The sequence below is a fragment of the Bordetella sp. N genome, from assembly GCF_001433395.1.
Lineage (GTDB): Bacteria > Pseudomonadota > Gammaproteobacteria > Burkholderiales > Burkholderiaceae_B > Bordetella_C.
The window spans coordinates 573,485-588,575 of record NZ_CP013111.1 but is presented as its reverse complement, the minus strand read 5'-3'; the positions used below and the strand labels follow the sequence as shown (position 1 = coordinate 588,575).

Genomic DNA, 15,091 nt, shown 5'->3' with positions numbered 1-15,091 from the left:
GCGAGTTTAGCGAATGGGGAGTAGCCGTGCGGCCGGAGCGTGCTTTGGCAAAGCGCTCAGCCGGCCAAGACTTTCATTAAAACTATGAGGGGTCCCCCCTCATACTCCCCGCGGCAGCGATCCAGGCCCTGCGGGGCATGGCCGCCGCCAGGGCGGGCGCCGATGCACATGCGGGAGCATGAGGGGTTCCCCCCTCATATATCTAGCTGCGGCCGGCGAGGCTGCCGCCGCCGTCGACGCCCAGCACCTGGCCGGTGATGAAGCCGGCATCGTCGGACAGCAGGAATGCGATGGCGGCGGCGGCTTCGGCGGGGGTGCCGATACGCTTCATCGGAATCCCGGACAACACCCGCTTCTCGCCCTCGCTGCCGACAGGACGGCTGGCGCGGAACAACTCCGTTTCGATGGGACCAGGCGCAACAGCATTCACCGTGACGCCGTATTCAGCCAGCTCCAGCGCCCACGTACGGGTGCAACCCACCAGCGCGGCCTTGGCGGCCGAATAGCTGGTGCGGTCCTGGCTGCCATGAATGGCGCGGCTGACGACGTTCACGATGCGGCCCGAACGGCGCGTCTTCATCGACTCGACAAAGGTCTGCACCACCTGCACGGCCACGCGCACATTCAAATCCAGCACGTTATACAGCGACGCCAATTCCACCGAGCCCAAGGGCTGCGGCAACACCAGGCCTACATTGTTGACGATGGCGTCGACAGGAAATTTTTCGCGGATCTCGCGCAGCACATCTTCCGTCTTGCCGGCATCGGCCAGATCACAGGCGTAGAGATACCCCGGAAAATCGACATCATTGGTATGCCGGGCGATTCCCACTACATGGCAGCCCATGTCGGCCAGACGGCGCGTAAGCGCCCAGCCTATCCCTTTGGTAGCGCCGGTTACCAGCACGCATTTGTCTTTCATGGGAACAACCTCGAATCTGCAGTGGGGGGGAAAAGCCCCAAGTAGACACCAACCAGGGCGTCGGTGTCTTGTTTTTCCCCCAGACCCGTCCCCGTCAGATATCCCGCCCCTGCACCGGCACGCGCGGCGCCAGGGCACACACCAATTCGTAACCTATGGTTTCAGCGGCCTGCGCCACTTCATCCACCGTGGGACCGCCCTCCCCCCACAGCACCACCGGCGCGCCGACACCCGCCGCCGGGATGGGTGTCAGGTCGACCGCCAGCATGTCCATGGAAACCCGTCCCAGCAAGCGCGTACGCACCCCGGCGACCGTGACCGGCGTGCCCGTGCCCGCATGGCGCGGATACCCATCGGCATAGCCGCAGGCCACGACCCCGACGCGCATCGGCGCATCGGCGATGAACGCGCTGCCATAGCCGACGGCGGCACCGGCCTTGACCTCTTGGACGGAGATAAGGCGCGACGCCAGGGTCATGGCCGGACGCAGGCCGAAACTGGCGGCGTTGGCATCGTGGAAAGGCGAAATGCCATACAGGCAGCAACCCGGCCGTACCCAGGCGGCATGGTCGTCGCGCGCCAGCGAGATGTCCGGATAGCGCAATGTGGCGGCGGAGTTCGATACGCTGACCGGGCCGGGCAGCCCGTCGGTGATGCGGTCGAACACTTCCATCTGGTCCGCCACGCCTTGCGGGCCGTCGGCGTTGGCGAAGTGGGTCATCTTGCCGACGGAATTCAACACGCCGTCGTCGCGCAGGCGCAGCGCCTGTTGATAGGCCGCGCGATAAGCGTCAGGCGCGAAACCCAGCCGGTTCATGCCGGTATTGAGCTTCATGAAGATATCCAGCCGGCGCGAACCGCGGTTGCCGGCCAGGATGGCCAGTTGGTCCGGATGATGCACGGCCGTGGTCAGGTGATAGCGATCCAGCACTTCCAGGTCGGCCGGCTCGAAAAAGCCTTCCAGCAGCATGATGGGCCCGCCCCAGCCGGCTTCGCGGCAGCGCACGGCTTCGTTCAGGTCCAGCAGGGCCAGGCCCTGCGCCTGCCAGAAACCGCGCACGGCCTGCTCGATGCCGTGGCCGTAGGCGTTGGCCTTGATGACCGCCCAGATCGACGGCGGCGCCAGGGGCCGGCCTTGGGTCTTCGCGGCGCTTGCCGCGGCTTGATGAACGTGTTTGCGGACGACCTCGAGATTGTGCGTGAGGGCATCGACGGAAATCGTGGCGGTAATTGGGCGTGGCATGGCGGGCGGGGGAGGACGGATCGGCCTTTTTTGCGATCGGCGTTAGTCTACCCGATGCCTCATGACGACCTCACTAAAATAGCGACGATTCCATAGCGGCGATTTTGCGCACGATCCATGTCTGTCGACCATTACGAAAACTTTCCAGTGGCCTCCATCCTGCTGCCGCGCCATCTGCGCGAGCCGGTCACCAACATCTATCGCTACGCGCGCAGCGCCGACGACGTCGCCGATGAAGGGGATGCCACGCCGCCGCAACGCCTGGGCGAGCTGGCGGCCTATCGCACGGAATTGCATCGCATCGCCAGTACGGCGGGCCGCAAACCGGACCAGGGCGCGGCCCCCGGGACGGCCTTGGGATCGTCTTTCGGCTCGGGTTATCGACCCGTGGCCGAACGCCTGGCGCCCATCTTCGTGCCGCTGGCCGCCACCATCGCGCGCCATCAGCTGCCCATCACGCCCTTTCTGGACCTGTTGTCGGCCTTCGAACAGGACATCTCGGTCAAGCGCTATGCCGACGAAGCCACCCTGCTCGACTACTGCGCCCGTTCGGCCAACCCGGTGGGGCGCCTGATGCTGCATCTGTATGGCGTGGCCGACGCTGAAGCCTTGCGCCATGCCGACGCCATCTGCACGGGCCTGCAACTGGTCAATTTCTGGCAGGACGTGCGCGTCGACTGGCACAAGGACCGGGTGTATCTGCCGCAAGACGCCCTGCTGCGCCACGGTGTCAGCGAGGAGGACCTGGCCGCCTGCCGCCTGACGCCGCAATGGCAGGCGCTGCTGGGCGAACAGGTGGCGCGGACGCGCGCGCTGTTACACTCCGGAGCGCCGCTGACCCGGCGTCTGCCCGGCCGTATCGGCCTGGAGCTGCGCCTGGTCGTGCAAGGCGGACTGCGCATCCTGGAACGTATCGAGCAGGCCCGCTACGATGTGTTCATGAACCGCCCGGAACTGGGCGGACGGGATTGGACCATCATGCTGTGGCGCGCGCTGATACGCTGATCCAGGCAGCTTCGTTCCAGACCGCTTCGTTTCCGACTGATTACCGATTACTGACCGCCGGCGTTTCTCGCGCCGGCCCCGCTCCTGCCCTACCGACATGACTCCCGACGAATATTGCCAGGACAAGGCCGCCAAAAGCGGGTCCAGTTTCTACTACGCTTTTCTGTTCCTGCCGCCGGAGCGGCGGCGCGCCATCGTCGCCATGTACGCCTTCTGCCGCGAAGTGGACGACGTGGTGGACGAAGTCAGCGATCCCTCCGTGGCGCGCATCAAGCTGGCCTGGTGGCGGGCCGAGGTGGACCGCATGTTCGGCGGCGCCCCGGATCACCCGGTGACGCGCGCGCTGGAGCCGCATCTGCAGGCCTACGGCATCACCCGCGAGCGCTTGCTGGCGGTGGTCGACGGCATGGAGATGGACCTGGACCAGACGCGTTATCTGGACTGGCCCGGCCTGCGTAAGTACTGTTGGCACGCGGCCGGCGTGGTGGGTGAGCTGTCGGCGTCCATCTTCGGCTATGAAGACCCCGCCACCCTGGTCTACGCGGAGAAGCTGGGGCTGGCTTTCCAGATGACCAACATCATCCGCGATGTCGGCGACGACGCGCGGCGTGGGCGCATCTACCTGCCCATCGATGAATTGCAGCGTTTCAACGTGAAGGCCGCGGACATCCTCAACGGGAAATATTCGGAAGGCTTCACGGCGCTGATGGCGTTCCAGGCGCAACGGGCGCGTGAGCTGTACCGCGAGGCCATGCGGGCGCTGCCGGAAGGCGATCGGCGCGCCCAGCGGCCGGGGCTGATGATGGCGGCCATCTACCATGCGCTGCTGGATGAGATCGAGCGCGATAACTGGCAGGTGCTGCATCAACGGATTTCCCTGACGCCTTTGCGCAAGCTGTGGCTGGCGTGGAAGACGTGGGTAGGCGGCGGCCGCGGGCTGATGCGGCGCCTGGCGCGATGAACGCGCCGGCCGCGCGCGGCGCGCCTGCGTCGGCGACTGGAATCCCGGCGGTGCTGGCCGAGGGCGGCGCGATGCAGGTGCCGGCTGCCCGTGGCGCGGCGCAGGTGCTGACCGAGAGCGGCGCGACGCAAGCGCGCGCTGCCCGTGGCACGACGAAGCGCTGGGTGGCTGTGGTTGGGGCCGGCTGGGCCGGTTTGGCGGCGGCGGTGGCTTTGCATGATGGGGGCTGCGCGGTCACCGTGCTGGAGGCGGGGCGTACGCCCGGCGGACGGGCGCGGCGCGTTACCCACGCGGACTTCGACCTTCCGCTCGATAACGGGCAGCACATTCTTCTGGGCGCTTACGGCGACACGCTGGCCTTGATGCGCAGGCTGGGACGCGACCCGGATACTTTGCTGGCACGGCTGCCTTTGTCCCTGGCCAGCCTGGATGGAGCCTTTCGCTTGCGGGCGCCGCGTTTGCCGGCGCCTGTGCACGCGGCCGTCGCGCTATTGACGGCGCGCGGATTGGATATGGCCGGGCGCAAGGCGGCATTGCGCTTGATGCGCGCGTTGCAGGGCGCGCGGTGGCACGTGGCCGCGACGGACAGCGTGGCGGATCTTCTGGTTCGGCATGGACAGCCGGACAATGCCGTGCGCTGGCTGTGGGAGCCGCTGTGCCTGGCCGCCTTGAATACGCCCATCGCGCAGGCCGACGCGCAACTTTTCGCGCATGTGCTGCGTGACAGTCTGGCCGGGAAGCGGGCCGCTTCCGACCTGCTGCTGCCGCGCGCCGATCTTTCCGCGCTGTGGCCGGATGCGGCGGCGGCGCTAAGTGACACGCGTTATGGCGTCACGGTGCGGGTCGTCGAGCCATCCGCGGATGGCGTACGGATAGACGGTGAGCTTTACGACGCCGCCATCCTGGCCGTTCCGCCGGCCAATGCCGCGCGTATGCTGGGCAAGGCACTTGGCGATGGCGCTGCCGCGGGGCAGGCACGGCCGCTGGCCGGCGCCGAGCTGGCGGCGCGCTTGTCCGGCTTCAAGTATTCCCCTATCGCGACCTTGAACCTGCGGTTGGGGGACGCGTGGCATCTGCCGATGGCGATGATGATGCTGCGCGAAGATGCGGCGCGGGGGCACGATGGGCAATGGCTGTTCGACCGTGCCGCGCTGGCGGGCGATCGATCGCGGGGAGAGCTGTCGATCGTGGTGAGTGCCGCGGCTCGGCTGGCCGATCGGCTGACGCAAGAGGACCGTGACGCGGTGGTGGCGCCGCTTCTCGAACAGGTGCGCGAGCAGGCTGTTCGCGGGGGTCTGCCGCCCTTGCCTGCCGTGGCGCATGCGGAACTGCTGGTCGACAAACGGGCGACATTTCTCGCCACGCCTGGCTTGGCGCGGCCCGGCAACGCGACCCCGTGGCCCACGCTATGCCTGGCCGGCGACTGGACCGACACCGGCTACCCGGCCGTCCTGGAGGGCGCCGTCCGCAGCGGCCAAAGCGCCGCCGCGCTGATCGCGGGGCGTTGACGCTCTCGCGAAAAGCACACAGAGGATAATTTTTTTGGGGGTTCCCCCCAACGCCCCCGCTTCCGCTATCGCGAGACGCACGCGGGAGACTCTTGGGGCGGCCCCAAAGGCGTCAGTCGGCGCAATGGCAAGGTGCTCACAGGGGGGCATTGGGGGGTTCCCCCCCAAAAAAATATCTTCAACTCAATGCACGTACGGTAAACAATCCCGCCGCGGTCAGCGCCAATGAACCCGCCAGGCTGACACCCGCGTACACAACGGCGCCGCCGTATTCACCCCGCTCCAGCATCGCGACGGTTTCCGCCGAGAACGTCGAGAACGTGGTCAGGCCACCCAGGAAGCCCGTGATGCACGCCAGACGCACCCAGGCCGGCCAATCGGGATGCGACGCGACCAGCGCCACCATCACGCCGATCACATAGCCGCCGCCAAGATTCGCCGCCACCGTCCCCCACGGAAAGGACTCATGGCGATTCAAGCCCAGCGCGAGCAGCCAACGCAGCCACGCCCCGACAGCGGCCCCAAGGCCGACGGCAAGAAAACTGAGGGGCGTAAGCACTGGCAGCATGGCATTCCTTGAACCCGCACGGAACGCCCATTATCGCCAGCGGCGGCCCGCCGTCAACGCATGCCCCTCCCACGCAAACAGCTGCGCACCCAGCGCCGGCTGAGCGTTCACAAAGCGTCGACGTAAAAAAGCCGAAGGCCCTTCTGCATCCCACAAAGGGAAGAAGCTTGTATAAATGAGCTGATTCACCCCGCCCCCACGCACCAAACTTCGCGCCGGCGGGAATTGAAATCAAGCTGGTCGCATCAAGCATCGACCCAGAGAACCAGCCTGCATCAGGAGACAACATTCATGAGCTACGCCAAAGGCGCCACCGACGTCCCCCTCATCGAACAAACCATCGGCGACTTTTTCGACACCATGGTCGACAAGCAACCCGACCGCGATGCCCTCGTCAGCCGCCACGAAGGCCAACGTTTCACCTACCGCGAGCTGCAGACCGAATCGAACCGGCTGGCCAGCGCATTGCTGAACCTGGGCCTGGTCCCCGGTGACCGCGTCGGCATCTGGTCCCACAACAACGTCGCCTGGGTGCTGATACAGATAGCCACCGCCAAGGCGGGACTGATACTGGTCAACATCAACCCGGCCTACCGCACGTCCGAGCTGGAATATGCACTGAACAAGGCCGGCTGCAAGGCGCTGCTGACCATGCCGAAGTTCAAGTCCAGCGACTACCTGGCCATGCTGCGTGAACTGGGCCCCGAACGCCTGCCGCGACTGCAACACACCTTCTGGATCGACAGCCCGGCCGCCCCGGACATGGAAGCCCCCAACGTGCAGCGCTTCAGCCGCCTGCTCGCCAGCGGCGACCCCGCGGACCCGCGCGTGGCGCAGGTACAAAAGGGTCTTAAGGCGACCGACCCCATCAATATCCAGTTCACCAGCGGCACCACGGGCTTCCCCAAGGGCGCCACCCTCACCCATCGAAACATCCTCAACAACGGCTTCTTCGTCGGCGAGTGCATGAAGCTCTCGCCGGCCGACCGGCTCTGCATTCCCGTGCCGCTCTATCACTGCTTCGGCATGGTGCTCGGCAACCTGGCCTGCCTCACGCACGGCTCGGCCATCATTTATCCGAACGATGGCTTCGATCCGCTCACCGTGCTGGAAACGGTGCAGGCCGAAAAATGCACCGGCCTGCATGGTGTCCCCACGATGTTCATTGCCGAACTCGATCACCCGCGCTTCAAGGACTTCGATCTTTCGACCTTGCGCACCGGCATCATGGCCGGCTCGCCCTGCCCCACCGAGGTAATGAAGCGGGTGGTCGAACAGATGCACCTGCGCGATATCACCATTGCCTACGGCATGACCGAAACCAGCCCGGTCAGCTGCCAGAGCAGCGTCGTGACGCCGCTGGACAAGCGCGTGTCCACCGTGGGCACGGTGCAGCCGCACCTGGAAGTGAAGATCATCGATCCCGCGACGGGCGCCATCGTCGCGGCCGGCCAGTCAGGCGAGTTGTGCACCCGCGGCTACTCGGTGATGCACGGTTATTGGGAAGACGCGCCCAAGACGCGTGAAGTCATCGACACTGAACAATGGATGCATACGGGCGATCTGGCCACCATGGACGCCGAGGGCTACGTGAAGATCGTCGGCCGTATCAAGGATCTGGTGATCCGTGGCGGCGAAAACATCTATCCGCGCGAGATCGAGGAGTTCCTCTATCGCCATCCGAAGATACAAGACGTGCAGGTCGTTGGCGTGCCCGACAAGAAATACGGCGAGGAACTGTGCGCCTGGATCATCGTCAAACCGGGCCAGACGGCGACCGACACCGAGATCCGCGACTTCTGCCAAGGCCAGATCGCGCACTACAAGGTGCCCAGGTACATCCAGTTCGTTGACGAGTTCCCCATGACGGTGACGGGCAAGATCCAGAAATTCAAGATCCGCGATGCCATGAAAGCGCAGCTGGGCCTGGACGACGTCGATACCGCCTGAGCGGTCCGCACCGAAAAAAACGGGCCGCACATGTGCGGCCCGCTTTCAGCAAGGACGGCAGGGCCACGCAGGCCCGCGGCGCTTACAGCGCCGCGTGCTCCCGCACATAACGGCGCACGGCTTCGATGTCGTTGTCCATCACATCGAAACGCTGCGGCAGCGATTCCAGGCCCGCCAGCGCGGCCGGCGGCGGCGCCGGACGGCCCAGGGCCTCCTGGATGGTGTCGGAGAACTTGGCCGGCAAGGCGGTTTCCAGCACCAGCATGGGGATCCCCGGCTCGACGAAGGCGCGGGCCACCTTGACGCCGTCGGCGGTGTGCGGATCGATCAGCACGCCGCAGGCATCGTAGGTGGCGCGGATGGTCGCCAGGCGGTCCGCGTGCGAGCTGGCGCCCGCCACGAAACCGTAGTCCTTGTCGAACTCGCCCAGCTGGCCCGACAGGTCGAAGGAACCTTCCTTGGCCAGCTGGCTCCACAGCGCCTTGACCCGCGCGCCGTCAGCCCCAACCAGATCGAAGATGAAACGTTCGAAGTTGGACGCCCGCGAAATATCCATGGACGGGCTGGACGTGGCATGGGTCTGCTGCGCCGAACGCGGCCGATAGATGCCGGTGCGGAAGAACTCTTCCAGCACGTTGTTCTCGTTGGTGGCCAGCACCAGGCGGCGGATGGGCAGGCCCATGCGACGCGCGATATGGCCCGCCAGGATGTTGCCGAAGTTGCCCGACGGCACCGCGAACGACACCTGCTGGTCGGCCTTGGTGGTGGCGCGCAACCAGCCGTGCACGTAGTACACGATCTGCGAGGCGATACGCCCCCAGTTGATCGAGTTGACCGCGCCCAGGTGGCAGGCGGCCTTGAACTCCAGGTCGCCGGCCAGCGCCTTGACGATGTCCTGGCAGTCGTCGAACACGCCGCGCACGGCGATGTTGTGGATGTTGGCGTCCTGCAGCGAATACATCTGCGCGCGCTGGAACGCACTCATGCGGCCATGCGGCGACAGCATGAACACCGACACGCCCTTCTTGCCGCGCAAGGCGTATTCCGCCGCCGAGCCCGTATCGCCCGACGTCGCGCCCAGAATGTTGAGCGTGGCGCCGCGCTTGGTCAGCACGTATTCGAAGGCCTGGCCCAGGAACTGCATGGCCATGTCCTTGAACGCCAGGGTCGGGCCTTCCGACAGTCCCAGCAGGCTCAGCTTGTCGTCCAGCGGACGCAGCGGCACGATGTCCTCGCTGCCGAATATCGTCGGCGTGTAGGCCGCGCGCGTCAGGCGGCGCAGGTCTTCGGCGGGGATGTCGGTGATGAACAGCGACAGCACTTCGAAGGCCAGATCGGCATAGGCCAGCGGACGCCAGGCGTCCAGTTGCGCGGCCGTCAGCTTGGGCAAGGTCTGCGGCACGGCCAGGCCGCCGTCCGGCGCCAGGCCTTCCAGCAGGATGTCGGAGAACGGCAGCGGCGCCATGCCGCCGCGGGTGGATACGTAATTCATGCCAGGGACTCCATGCGGATGCGCGTCACCTTCGAGCGCACGAAAGCCAGGGCCTCGATGCGGGCGATGGCCTGGTTGACGTCGCCTTCCACCGCTTCATGCGTCAGGAAAATGATGTCGGCGCCGCCGATGTTGGAAGGCTGCTGGATCATCGACCCGATGGAAATCGAATGCTCGGCCAATACGCGAGCGATGTCGGCCAGCACGCCGGGCTGGTCGTCCACGCGCAGGCGCAGGTAATAGGACGTCGATACCTTCTCGATCGGCAGGATGGGCAGGTCCGACATGGCGTCCGGCTGGAAAGCCAGGTGCGGCACGCGGTTGCCGGGGTCGGCGGTGTGCAGGCGCGTCACGTCGACCAGGTCGGCCACCACGGCCGACGCGGTGGGCTCTTCGCCCGCGCCCTGGCCGTAATACAAGGTGGGCCCGACGGCGTCGCCGCGCACCAGCACGGCGTTCATCGGGCCTTCCACGTTGGCCAGCAGGCGGGTGCTGGGCACCAGCGCCGGATGCACGCGCAGCTCGATGCCTTCGGGACGGCGGCGGGTGATGCCCAACAGCTTGATGCGATAGCCCAGGCGCTCGGCATGGGCGATGTCTTCCTGCGCCAGATTCGAGATGCCTTCGATATAGGCCTTGTCGAACTGCACCGGCACGCCGAAGGCGAGCGACGCCAGCAGGGTCAGCTTGTGCGCGGCGTCCACGCCTTCGACGTCGAAGGTGGGATCGGCTTCGGCATAGCCCAGGCGCTGGGCTTCCGCCAGCACGTCGGCGAAGGGCAGCCCGCGGCTGCGCATTTCCGACAGGATGAAGTTGGTGGTGCCGTTGATGATGCCGGCCAGCCACTGGATGCGGTTGGCGGTCAGGCCTTCGCGGATCGCCTTGATGATGGGAATGCCACCGGCCACCGCGGCCTCGAAGGCCACCATCACGCCGCGCTCGGAAGCGGCGGCGAAGATTTCATTGCCATGCTTGGCCAGCAGCGCCTTGTTGGCGGTGACCACGTGCTTGCCCTGCGCGATGGCTTCCAGGACCAGTTCGCGCGCCAGCGTATCGCCGCCGATCAGCTCGACCACGATGTCGATGCTGGGGTCGCGCACGACGTCCTGGGGATTGGTCGTAATGGTCGCGCCACCGCCGACGCGGCTGGACGCCTTGATCTTGTCGCGCACGGCGATATGGGTGACTTCGATGCGCCGGCCCGCGCGGCGGGCGATTTCTTCAGCGTTGCGCGAGAGCACCGTCCAGGTACCGCCACCAACCACGCCAAGGCCCAGCAGGCCTACCTTCATGGGATTCATTTCAGCAATCCGTCCTTGCGGAACATTTCTTTAATGCCGCGCACGGCCTGTCGCGTGCGTTGCTCGTTTTCGATCAGGGCGAAGCGGACGTACTCGTCGCCATATTCGCCGAAACCTATGCCAGGTGAAACCGCCACCTTGGCGTCAGCCAGCACCCGCTTGGAAAATTCCAGCGAGCCCATGGCCCGGTAGGGCTCGGGTATCCGGGCCCAGATATACATGGAGGCTTTTGGGATCTCCACGTCCCAGCCGGCTTCGTGCAGGCCTTTAGCCAGCACATCGCGGCGGCTGCGATATTGCTCGACCACTTCGTCGACGCAGTCTTGCGGTCCTTCCAGGGCGGCGATCGAAGCCACCTGGATGGGCGTGAACGTGCCGTAGTCGTGATAACTCTTGATCCGCGCCAGCGCATGCACCAGTTCGCGGTTGCCCACCATGTAGCCGATACGCCAGCCCGCCATGTTGTAGCTCTTGCTCATGGTGAAGAATTCCACCGCCACATCGCGCGCGCCCGGTACCTGCATGATAGACGGTGCCTTGTAGCCGTCGAAACAGATGTCGGCGTAGGCAAGGTCGTGCACCACCAGGATGTCGTGTTCCTTGGCCAGGGCGATCACGCGCTCGAAAAAGGACAGCTCCACGCACTGCGCGGTGGGATTGCTGGGGAAACCCAGGACCATCATCTTGGGCTTGGGTATGGATTCGCGCACGGCGCGCTCCAGTTCCTCGAAGAAATCCACGCCCGGGGTCATGCGCACCGAGCGGATATTGGCCCCCGCGATGACCGCGCCATAGATATGGATGGGATAGCTGGGATTGGGCACCAGCACGGTATCGCCCTGGTCCAGGGTGGCCAGCATCAGGTGCGCCAGGCCTTCCTTGGAGCCGATGGTGACGATGGCCTCGGAATCAGGATCGATATCCACCCCGTAGCGGCGCTGATACCAGGTGGAAATCGCCTTGCGCAAGCGCGGAATGCCCTTGGACACCGAATAGCCATGCGTATCGGGCCGCGTGGCGGCCTCGACCAGCTTGTCGACGATGTGGCCGGGCGTGGCGCCGTCCGGGTTGCCCATCGACATGTCGATGATGTCCTCGCCACGACGCCGTGCCGCCATTTTGAGCTCGCCCGTGATATTGAAGACGTAGGGCGGCAAGCGCTCGATGCGCGAGAACTTCCTCATGACGAAAATCCTTGGGCGGAACAGGGGCAATTAGGCGGAACCCGATAATCTAGCCTAAGCGGGCTCCCTGGGCAAATTGGGCGAAATGGGACCCTTCCCCCGTGCTTTCCCTTGTATAAACCGCGCAACATGCCGGCATCGTGATGCGCTATCATCCACCCAACAAGCCGGAGCCATTATTGAAGCTGCATACTGATCCTGCGTCGGCCGCCTTGAATACAGTCACTGCCTATGGCGATGACTATATCGAAGTCAACCAGGTACGCTTTTCCCACGCGGTCGCCTTTGGTCCCGAAGGTCCGGTCGCCCACTGGCCGGTCGAGGCGCCAGAACAGATCACCCCCCAACTCTTGCGCCAGGCCGCCGGATTGCCGGAACCGGTCAGCGACCCCATGGCATTTCTGGATGCCGGCGAAAACACGCCCGCGCCCTTGCCACCGGGCGCGCCCGAGGTCCTGCTCATCGGCACGGGCACGCGCCAGCGCTTCCTCGCGCCGGCAGTGCTGCGCCCGCTGCTGACAGTGGGCGTCGGGGTCGAGGTGATGGACACCCAGGCGGCCGCCCGAACTTACAACATCCTGATGTCAGAAGGCCGGCGCGTGGTCGTCGCCCTGATTCCCCTAGGAGCAACCTCCTGATGAAGCCCATCATCGGCAAACCCGCGCCGCTTTTCACCGCCGACAGCACGATCGGCCCGATCAGCCTTGAGCAGTGCCGCGGACGTGCCGTGGTCCTGTATTTCTATCCCAAGGACAATACGCCGGGCTGCACCACCGAAAGCCAGGACTTCCGCGACATGCATGCCGACTTCCTGGCATCCAGCTGTATCGTGCTGGGCATTTCGCGCGACTCGCTCAAGTCGCATGAGAATTTCTGCAGCAAGTATGAGTTGCCCTTCCCGCTCATCACCGATGCCGAGGAAACCGTGTGCGGCCTGTTTGATGTCATCAAGCAGAAAAACATGTATGGCAAACAGGTGCGCGGTATTGAACGCAGTACCTTTCTTATTGATGCCTACGGTGTACTGGTGCAGGAATGGCGCGGCGTGAAAGTGCCGGGTCATGCGAAAGAAGTCCTGCAAGCCGCCAAGAGTATTGGTTGATTTGTCGCCGACGCGCCTGAAAGCGCGCCGGCACCCCACAGGAGAGTGACGCTTATGCCGCTTCCGAAGTTGCCCACCCGCCCCGCCGCTATCCTGACCTTCCCCACGGGCGAAACCGCCCATCCAGCAGCATCCGTAGCGAAACCCGCGGCTGAAGCGCCCGCCGCGCTCCAGCCCGAGCTGGCCGGCATCGCGCCCGCCCGCAACGACGCGCGCGTTGCCGGCGCGCCGGCCAAGCAACCCGCCGGCCGCAAGACCGCCGCCCGCAAGACCACCGGCGCGCCCGCTCCCGCCAGCGCTGCCCCGGCCGCGGCTGCCCCGGCGCCCGCCTTGCTCAAGACGGCCACCGCCCCGGCCTCGTCGCCTGCCGTCGTGCAGTCGATTGCCACGACGCCGGCCACCCGGTCCGAACGCAAGGGCCGCAACCGCGCCGCCAACGCGCCGCGCAAGCTGTTCGTGCTGGACACCAACGTCCTGCTGCACGATCCGACGTCGATCTTCCGTTTTGAAGAGCACGACATCTTCCTGCCGATGATGACGCTGGAAGAGCTGGACCACCAGAAGAAGGGCATGTCGGAAGTGGCGCGCAACGCCCGCCAGGTGAGCCGTTCGCTGGACCAGCTGGTGGCGACCGCTACCGATCAGCTGGACGCTGGCGTGGCGCTGAGCGCGCTGGGCAACAAGGACGCCAGCGGGCGCCTGCTGTTCCAGACCACCGCCATCCACAGCACCCTGCCGTCGGACCTGCCCATGGGCAAGGCCGACAACCAGATCCTGGGTGTGGTGCGCGCCCTGCAGGAAAAATATACCGAGCGTGAAGTGGCGCTGGTGTCCAAGGACATCAATATGCGCCTGAAGGCGCGCGCCCTGGGCATGGCCGCGGAAGACTACTTCAACGACCACGTCCTGGAAGATTCCGACCTGCTCTACACCGGCGTCATGCCGCTGCCGGAAGACTTCTGGAACAAGCACGGCAAGGACGTCGAGTCCTGGCAGCAAGGCGGCACCACGTTCTACCGCGTGCACGGCCCCTTGTGCGCCCAGTTCGTCGTCAACCAGTTCGTCTACTTCGAAGGCCAGATGCCGCTCTACGCGCAGGTGCGCGAAGTCAACGGCAAGACGGCGGTGCTGGCGACGCTGCGCGACTATACCCACGGCAAGAACAACGTCTGGGGCATCACCGCGCGCAATCGCGAGCAGAACTTCGCGCTCAACCTGCTGATGAATCCGGATATCGACTTCATCTCCCTGCTGGGCCAGGCCGGTACCGGCAAGACCCTGCTGGCGCTGGCCGCCGGCTTGACGCAGGTGCTGGAGACCAAGCGCTACACGGAAATCATCATGACCCGCGTCACCGTGCCGGTGGGCGAGGACATCGGTTTCCTGCCGGGCACGGAAGAGGAAAAGATGCTGCCGTGGATGGGCGCCCTGGAAGACAACCTGGACGTGCTCAACATGGGCGACGGCGAAGGCAACAACGACTGGGGCCGCGCCGCCACCATGGACCTGATCCGCTCGCGCATCAAGGTGAAGTCCCTGAACTTCATGCGCGGCCGTACCTTCCTGAACAAGTATCTGATCATCGACGAAGCGCAGAACCTGACGCCCAAGCAGATGAAGACGCTGGTGACCCGCGCGGGCCCCGGCACCAAGGTGATCTGCCTGGGCAACATCGCCCAGATCGATACGCCGTATCTGACGGAAGGCAGTTCCGGCCTGACCTACGTGGTCGACCGCTTCAAGGGCTGGCCGCATTCGGGCCACGTCACCTTGCAGCGCGGCGAACGTTCGCGTCTGGCCGATTACGCCGGGGACGTGTTGTAAGTTGTCTGGTTTTTCTCAATCCAGGCCGGCG

At 65.3% G+C, this 15,091-nt stretch carries 13 protein-coding genes; 7 read left to right on the top strand and 6 right to left on the bottom strand.

Translation table 11 applies throughout. From position 1 onward, the window contains the following. Positions 1-202: 202 nt before the first annotated feature. Both ASB57_RS02540 and alr read right to left on the bottom strand, forming a co-directional pair. Entirely contained in the window at positions 203-922 is a 720-nt protein-coding gene (locus ASB57_RS02540; RefSeq protein WP_057650292.1) for an SDR family oxidoreductase, read from the bottom strand. A 94-nt stretch (positions 923-1,016) separates the two neighbouring features. Continuing rightward, complete coding sequence (gene alr, locus ASB57_RS02535) at positions 1,017-2,165, bottom strand: alanine racemase (RefSeq protein ID WP_057650290.1); 1,149 nt, start codon at positions 2,163-2,165, stop codon at positions 1,017-1,019. Positions 2,166-2,282: 117 nt separating this feature from the next. Between alr and hpnC the strand changes: the two genes are divergently transcribed. From hpnC to hpnE, 3 genes are all read left to right on the top strand, one after another. Then, positions 2,283-3,170, top strand: coding sequence for a squalene synthase HpnC (hpnC, locus tag ASB57_RS02530; RefSeq protein ID WP_057650288.1), 888 nt, complete (start codon positions 2,283-2,285; stop codon positions 3,168-3,170). 97 nt (positions 3,171-3,267) lie between these two features. After that, positions 3,268-4,131: a presqualene diphosphate synthase HpnD gene (gene hpnD / locus ASB57_RS02525; RefSeq protein WP_057650286.1), complete on the top strand. Its 864-nt coding sequence runs from the start codon at positions 3,268-3,270 to the stop codon at positions 4,129-4,131. After that, positions 4,128-5,639 carry a hydroxysqualene dehydroxylase HpnE gene (gene hpnE, locus ASB57_RS02520; protein WP_231755323.1) on the top strand — a complete coding sequence of 504 codons (1,512 nt, stop codon included), beginning with the start codon at positions 4,128-4,130 and terminating at the stop codon, positions 5,637-5,639. Before hpnD ends, hpnE begins: the two co-directional genes overlap by 4 nt. 178 nt (positions 5,640-5,817) lie before the next feature. Here hpnE and crcB read toward each other — a convergent pair whose 3' ends face one another. Continuing rightward, positions 5,818-6,207: a fluoride efflux transporter CrcB gene (gene crcB / locus ASB57_RS02515; RefSeq protein WP_057650284.1), complete on the bottom strand. Its 390-nt coding sequence runs from the start codon at positions 6,205-6,207 to the stop codon at positions 5,818-5,820. A 291-nt stretch (positions 6,208-6,498) separates the two neighbouring features. On the opposite strand from crcB, the gene ASB57_RS02510 reads away from it, so the two are divergent. Next, positions 6,499-8,157 carry an AMP-binding protein gene (locus tag ASB57_RS02510; protein ID WP_057650282.1) on the top strand — a complete coding sequence of 553 codons (1,659 nt, stop codon included), beginning with the start codon at positions 6,499-6,501 and terminating at the stop codon, positions 8,155-8,157. A gap of 82 nt (positions 8,158-8,239) precedes the next feature. On the opposite strand, the gene thrC is transcribed toward ASB57_RS02510, so the two are convergent. From thrC to alaC, 3 genes are read right to left on the bottom strand one after another with little or no spacing between them, the layout of a single operon-like run. Beyond that, positions 8,240-9,649, bottom strand: a complete 1,410-nt coding sequence (gene thrC / locus ASB57_RS02505; protein WP_057650280.1) for a threonine synthase — start codon at positions 9,647-9,649, stop codon at positions 8,240-8,242. Then, positions 9,646-10,950: a homoserine dehydrogenase gene (locus ASB57_RS02500; protein ID WP_057650278.1), complete on the bottom strand. Its 1,305-nt coding sequence runs from the start codon at positions 10,948-10,950 to the stop codon at positions 9,646-9,648. Before ASB57_RS02500 ends, thrC begins: the two co-directional genes overlap by 4 nt. Then, positions 10,947-12,134 carry an alanine transaminase gene (alaC, locus tag ASB57_RS02495; RefSeq protein WP_057650276.1) on the bottom strand — a complete coding sequence of 396 codons (1,188 nt, stop codon included), beginning with the start codon at positions 12,132-12,134 and terminating at the stop codon, positions 10,947-10,949. The genes ASB57_RS02500 and alaC overlap by 4 nt, the downstream gene beginning before the upstream one ends. Positions 12,135-12,313: 179 nt before the next feature. Here alaC and ASB57_RS02490 point away from each other — a divergent pair, with 179 nt between their 5' ends. From ASB57_RS02490 to ASB57_RS02480, 3 genes are read left to right on the top strand one after another with little or no spacing between them, the layout of a single operon-like run. Beyond that, on the top strand, positions 12,314-12,772 hold the full coding sequence (locus tag ASB57_RS02490; RefSeq protein ID WP_057650274.1) for an Mth938-like domain-containing protein: 459 nt from the start codon (positions 12,314-12,316) through the stop codon (positions 12,770-12,772). After that, positions 12,772-13,236, top strand: coding sequence for a peroxiredoxin (locus tag ASB57_RS02485; RefSeq protein WP_057650272.1), 465 nt, complete (start codon positions 12,772-12,774; stop codon positions 13,234-13,236). The genes ASB57_RS02490 and ASB57_RS02485 overlap by 1 nt, the downstream gene beginning before the upstream one ends. 54 nt (positions 13,237-13,290) lie before the next feature. Continuing rightward, positions 13,291-15,060, top strand: a complete 1,770-nt coding sequence (locus ASB57_RS02480; RefSeq protein ID WP_057650271.1) for a PhoH family protein — start codon at positions 13,291-13,293, stop codon at positions 15,058-15,060. The last annotated feature ends 31 nt before the right edge of the window (positions 15,061-15,091 follow it).

Excerpts from the sequence above, each read along its gene's own strand:
- hpnD (WP_057650286.1), top strand. The coding sequence starts at position 3,268 with ATGACTCCCGACGAATATTGCCAGGACAAGGCCGCCAAAAGCGGGTCC.
- ASB57_RS02480 (WP_057650271.1), top strand. The coding sequence starts at position 13,291 with ATGCCGCTTCCGAAGTTGCCCACCCGCCCCGCCGCTATCCTGACCTTC.
- ASB57_RS02485 (WP_057650272.1), top strand. The coding sequence starts at position 12,772 with ATGAAGCCCATCATCGGCAAACCCGCGCCGCTTTTCACCGCCGACAGC.
- hpnC (WP_057650288.1), top strand. The coding sequence starts at position 2,283 with ATGTCTGTCGACCATTACGAAAACTTTCCAGTGGCCTCCATCCTGCTG.
- ASB57_RS02500 (WP_057650278.1), bottom strand. The coding sequence starts at position 10,950 with ATGAATCCCATGAAGGTAGGCCTGCTGGGCCTTGGCGTGGTTGGTGGC.
- alr (WP_057650290.1), bottom strand. The coding sequence starts at position 2,165 with ATGCCACGCCCAATTACCGCCACGATTTCCGTCGATGCCCTCACGCAC.
- thrC (WP_057650280.1), bottom strand. The coding sequence starts at position 9,649 with ATGAATTACGTATCCACCCGCGGCGGCATGGCGCCGCTGCCGTTCTCC.
- ASB57_RS02510 (WP_057650282.1), top strand. The coding sequence starts at position 6,499 with ATGAGCTACGCCAAAGGCGCCACCGACGTCCCCCTCATCGAACAAACC.
- hpnE (WP_231755323.1), top strand. The coding sequence starts at position 4,128 with ATGAACGCGCCGGCCGCGCGCGGCGCGCCTGCGTCGGCGACTGGAATC.
- ASB57_RS02540 (WP_057650292.1), bottom strand. The coding sequence starts at position 922 with ATGAAAGACAAATGCGTGCTGGTAACCGGCGCTACCAAAGGGATAGGC.
- crcB (WP_057650284.1), bottom strand. The coding sequence starts at position 6,207 with ATGCTGCCAGTGCTTACGCCCCTCAGTTTTCTTGCCGTCGGCCTTGGG.
- alaC (WP_057650276.1), bottom strand. The coding sequence starts at position 12,134 with ATGAGGAAGTTCTCGCGCATCGAGCGCTTGCCGCCCTACGTCTTCAAT.